At 49.9% G+C, this 4,894-nt stretch carries 4 protein-coding genes and 1 pseudogene; all 5 read left to right on the plus strand.

Features of this window, described 5'->3' with window-relative positions; translation table 11 throughout:
• The first annotated feature begins 117 nt into the window (after positions 1-117).
• The gene (locus tag GAC_RS02135) at positions 118-534 is read left to right on the plus strand and encodes a hypothetical protein (RefSeq protein WP_241760122.1); all 417 of its coding nucleotides are present in this window, start codon (positions 118-120) and stop codon (positions 532-534) included.
• A gap of 38 nt (positions 535-572) precedes the next feature.
• Positions 573-853 (plus strand): annotated as a pseudogene (gene rpsO, locus GAC_RS02140) (30S ribosomal protein S15).
• A 52-nt stretch (positions 854-905) separates the two neighbouring features.
• Entirely contained in the window at positions 906-3,323 is a 2,418-nt protein-coding gene (gene pnp / locus GAC_RS02145; protein ID WP_010264234.1) for a polyribonucleotide nucleotidyltransferase, read from the plus strand.
• A gap of 5 nt (positions 3,324-3,328) precedes the next feature.
• Positions 3,329-4,105, plus strand: coding sequence for a class I SAM-dependent methyltransferase (locus GAC_RS02150; protein ID WP_010267480.1), 777 nt, complete (start codon positions 3,329-3,331; stop codon positions 4,103-4,105).
• A gap of 137 nt (positions 4,106-4,242) precedes the next feature.
• Positions 4,243-4,894 (plus strand): GTP-binding protein (locus GAC_RS02155; RefSeq protein WP_037349267.1); only part of this gene is annotated, 652 nt, incomplete at its 3' end.

Consider the following 4,894-nt stretch of genomic DNA (forward strand, 5'->3'; position numbering starts at 1 on the left):
TAAGGGCGTATCGCTTGCGAAGGGGGGAAGCCGTTTCACTGCCACCCAAGGAGGTGTGCATTGTCAGCATAGACTTGCTGTCTGCGGACGAAGAAAGCAACACTGCAGATTTCCTTATTGTATGCAAAAAGGGGGTGTATATTCGCTCATTTTGCGCGCGACTTGGGCGCATCCCTTGGGTGTTTTGGGTATGTTTCCTTTTTACGCAGGAAAAGTGTAGGGCCTTTCTCGGAAGAAAATTCCGTAACATTAGACAGACTAGAGGCATTGGCGGATGCTGATGTTCTGAATGAGGCGCTACTTCCGATATCATACGTTATGGGGGATGCTCTTTTAAGGTTGCACGTAGATGCGGAGGTGGCGGAGATCGTGAAAAAGGGACAAAGTGTGAGTTTACAGCGCACAAGCTTAAATGGCTTGTATGCCGCTGAGAATTATGATATGTGTTACCTAAGCCGGGTGGGTGGCGTTCCTGTCGCTGTCTGCAAGGTTGTAAATGGCACCGCTAGGCCGGTGCGCGTTTTTGATGTCTAAAGTTCTTTATGTAGCCGAGAGGAGGACCTTGCGTTTTTATGTCTATTACACCTGCTAAAAATCTGAATTGATCTCCGAGTACAAGGTTAAAGATGGGGATACGGGTTCCGCGTATGTACAATGCGCAATTCTCTCGGAAAGGATACGTAATCTGACTGAACACCTGAAAGTTCACAAGAAGGATTTTCACTGTAGGCGTGGCCTCATGGTACTTGTTTGCAAGAGGCGCAAGGGGCTTCAATATGTCAGGAATAAATACGGGAACGATGCGTATCTGGATTTAGTCAAGAGGCTTGGCATAAGGGATGTATTTCACTGATGTTGTTGTTTGTGCGCTATAGGCGCTTTTTTAGAGGGTAGGAATTGTTGGTATGTTTGATATAACGAGGAAGTGTGTAGAGTGGGGAGATAGGCTATTAGTTATTGAGAGTGGTAAGATAGCTCGCCAGGCGGATGGTGCCGTTGTTGTTGATTATGGGGGGACTTCTGTACTGTCGACCGTTGTCTCGCAAAAGTCCAAGGAGCCGGTTGATTTTTTGCCGTTGACAGTTCAGTTTCTTGCGAAGAGTTATGCTATAGGTAGAATTCCAGGTGGGTTCTTCAAGCGGGAGGGTAAGCCCTCTGATAGAGAAACGCTGATCTCGCGGTTGGTTGATAGAAGCATTAGGCCGCTGTTTCCCACGGGGTTTTGCGACGAGATTGTCATTGTGTGCAATTTGCTATCTTATGACCAAGTGAGCCCACCGGAAACCGTAGCGCTCATAGGTGCGGCGGCGGCTCTGGCTATATCGGGAATACCGTTTCCCACACCCATAGCCGGTGCGAAAATTGGTTACATCAGAGAGGAAGAGCGCTACATACTGAACCCCTCGGCTGAGGAATTGGCCAGGAGCGAGCTCGACATGTTTTATTCGGGTACGAAAAGCTCTGTGGTTATGGTGGAGTCGGAGGCATCTGAACTTTCCGAAGAGGAAATGCTGGGTGCTGTGACTTTCGGGCACGAAAATTGTGCTCAGGTCTTGGATTTGATTGAAGAATTTGCTGAGGCTGCGGGCCCAAAGGACGTTGTCGAGTTTGTTCCGCACGACATAGGCAAGGTGGTATCCGATATAAGTAGTGGCTACTCAGAGAAATTTTCGGTCGCGTACAGTGACCACAATAAGAAAACCAGAGTGCTCCAGCTTGATGCCGCCAGGGAAGGCCTGTACTCAGATTTGTGCAGGAAACACGTTGAGGAGAGCGGTGAGTATACCGAGCAGGAGGTCCTCTTAGCGATCAAAACATTCGAGCGGTCTTTGGTTCGTGCCAGAGTCTTGGACACACTTAAGCGTGTTGATGGTAGAGGCTTCGATCAGATACGCAACATTGAAATAGAAGTCGATTTAATCCCCAGGTCTCACGGCTCCGCGCTGTTTACCCGTGGTGACACGCAGGCTCTAGTAATAACTGCGCTTGGTACTCCGCAGGATGAACAGGTGGTTGATGGCTTCGACGGAGACCGGAGGGAGAGGTTTTTATTGCATTACAACTTCCCGTCTTATGCGGTTGGTGAGGCTGCGGCGCTTCGTCCTCCAGGTAGGAGAGAAATAGGGCATGGAAAACTCGCTTGGAGGGCTATTCACCCGGTTTTGCCGACAAAGGCGGATTTTCCTTACACCATTAGGGTTGTGTCTGAGATTACTGAGTCCGACGGGTCCTCCTCTATGGCCACAGTGTGCGGCGCGTCTCTTGCGCTCATGGATACCGGCGTGCCACTTAAGTCTTCCGTGGCTGGAATTGCCATGGGCCTCATTAAGGAAGGTGACAGATACGCGGTGCTGTCCGACATTATCGGGGACGAGGATTATCTTGGGGATATGGACTTCAAGGTTGCCGGAACCAAGGATGGTATTACTGCTCTCCAGATGGACATGAAAATACGGGGCATAGGCTTTGACATAATTGAAAAGTCCCTCCAGCAGGCTAAGGATGGTAGGCTGTTCATCATAGGTAAGATGGATAAGGTAATCAAGGAATCCAGAGAGGGGGTGCGAGACCACGTGCCCAGGATGGAATCCATGATTATCGATAAGAATAAAATCAAAAACGTCATAGGTACCGGCGGGAAGAACGTCAGGGAAATTTGTGAGAAGACTGGCGTTAAGATTGAAATATCTCAAGATGGCACCGTTATGATATACGCTGTAAGCAGGGATGCCGTTGAAGAGGCGAAGAACATGATAATGTGCATAGTCTCTGAGCCTGAGGTCGGTAAGGTTTTTAGTGGCGTGATCAGCGAAATTGCCAAGTACGGTGCGTTTGTCAGCTTCTTGGGCGGTAGAAGAGGGCTTGTGCACATTAGCGAGATAAAAAACGAACACATAGGTTCGGTGTCCGATGTCCTGGCTGTTGATGATAAGGTGAAGGTTCTCGTTATCGGTATCGATAAAGATCACGTGCAGCTCTCAATGCGTAGAGTTGATCAAGATAGTGGGGATCTGTTGGAGCATGAGTCATATTCTTCTAATAAGAAGAATGGCCCTCAGTTCGGAGATGCCAGCGGCGGTGCTTCCGGATTCCGAGACTATGCTTCTGGCCCCGCTAGGGAGAGAAGGCGTAGTGGTGGCAGTGGCGGAAGGCCCGTGCGTCGCCGTAGTGCTGGAAGTTCAGGTAGCGGCAGTGGCGGATGTTACAGTGTTCCTCAGCATGTTGGTACGCCTGATCCGGTACATGGTAACGACAGACGTAGAGGTAGCGGGCCGCAGCATGCCTCTGGTGGGGGCGGCAACAAGAAGCCCAGGTTCTTTTAGGCTGAGTGTCCTTCGATAGGAGGCTTGTAAGGCACCGCAGGGCCCGTGCGTGCTTCGCTTCAGCTCCGCTTTTTTTTGAGGTGGCCGCTCTCATTTGTGACAGAGTGGCTATCCTCTTGCGGAATTGTCCTGTCAGCGTGCTGATTTTGGGATGCAGGAATGGCCTTGTGGCCAGCGAGCTGTCGCGCATTTTGCCTGATGGCTCTAGCATAGTTCAGTGTGATGTTTCGCTTGAGATGCTTGCTGGTGTGGGCGGGGGGCTCCTAGTTGTTGCTGACGACGAAGCGCTGCCCTTCAAGGATTGCAGCTTCGACTTTGTCATCAGTAATCTTTCCTTGCATAACGTTAATGATTTGGCCAGGGTGTTTGCACGAGTTCGCGCTATACTCAGGGATGGTGGGGCTTTCGTTGCAGCAACCTTTGGCAGTGGGACTCTGTATGGGGTTAAAAAAGCCTTGGCCTCCGCTGAGGGGCTGCGTGTAGCGCCCAGAATCCAACCCTTTCACTCTACCCCCTATATGCTTGAGTGTCTGCAACTTTGTGGCCTTTCCGGGCTTGTTGCAGAAGTTAGTACTGTTGAAATGGCTTATAATAGTCTGTATGACCTATTTCATGGCCTCAAAAACATGGGGGAGGGTAACACCATACGCCGAAATTATGAGCCGCTTAGCAGGAATGTTATGGAACGAGCATGGGGCCTATATAAGCAGTCTATAAACGAGCATGATGCTGCCGGCGCTCCCGTACAATTTGAAATTGTTGTGCTGAAGGGTAACAAGTAGAAGCTGGCGCCACATGTTCTGGATCATGCAGTAAATCGGTGGTCCGGTAGCACGCCCGAGAACCTAAGGAGAATTATTACGTTGAAAGGGGAGAGATAGTGACTTAAACTCTCAAAGACGCTATTTTTGGGCTTGTGGTGGGCGAAAGCACTATACGAAATTTTGCTATTATAGCGCATATAGATCACGGAAAATCTACCCTGGCTGACAGGCTAATAGAGGCTTGTAATGCGCTGTCGGACCGCGATATGAAGGACCAGGTGCTCGATTCCATGGACATAGAGCGGGAACGTGGCATCACTATAAAAGCCCAGACTGTAAGGTTGACGTATGCTGCTAAGGATGGCGTCGTCTACCATCTTAACCTTGTTGACACGCCTGGGCATGTTGACTTTTCATATGAGGTTAGTAGAAGCCTGGCGGCGTGTGAGGGGTCACTACTGGTAATCGATAGCAGTCAAGGGGTTGAAGCTCAGACGTTGGCCAACGTCTACAAGGCGATAGAGAATGATCACGAAATCGTTACTGTACTCAATAAGGCCGATCTCGCGTCTTCTGATCCTGAGAGGGTAAAGTCACAAGTTGAAGAAATTATCGGCTTGGATGCAAGCGGTGCGCTGCTGATTTCTGCAAAAACCGGGATGGGTATTAGTGATGTCTTGGAAGCAATAGTCCACAGGTTGCCGGCTCCCGTTGGGGATGCGAATGCCCCGCTGAAGGCGATTTTGGTCGATAGTTGGTATGATCCATACCTTGGCATTGTTATTTTGCTGCGTGTAAAGGATGGGG

The organism is Anaplasma marginale str. Florida, assembly GCF_000215485.1.
In the GTDB taxonomy this organism is placed as follows: Bacteria; Pseudomonadota; Alphaproteobacteria; order Rickettsiales; family Anaplasmataceae; genus Anaplasma; species Anaplasma marginale.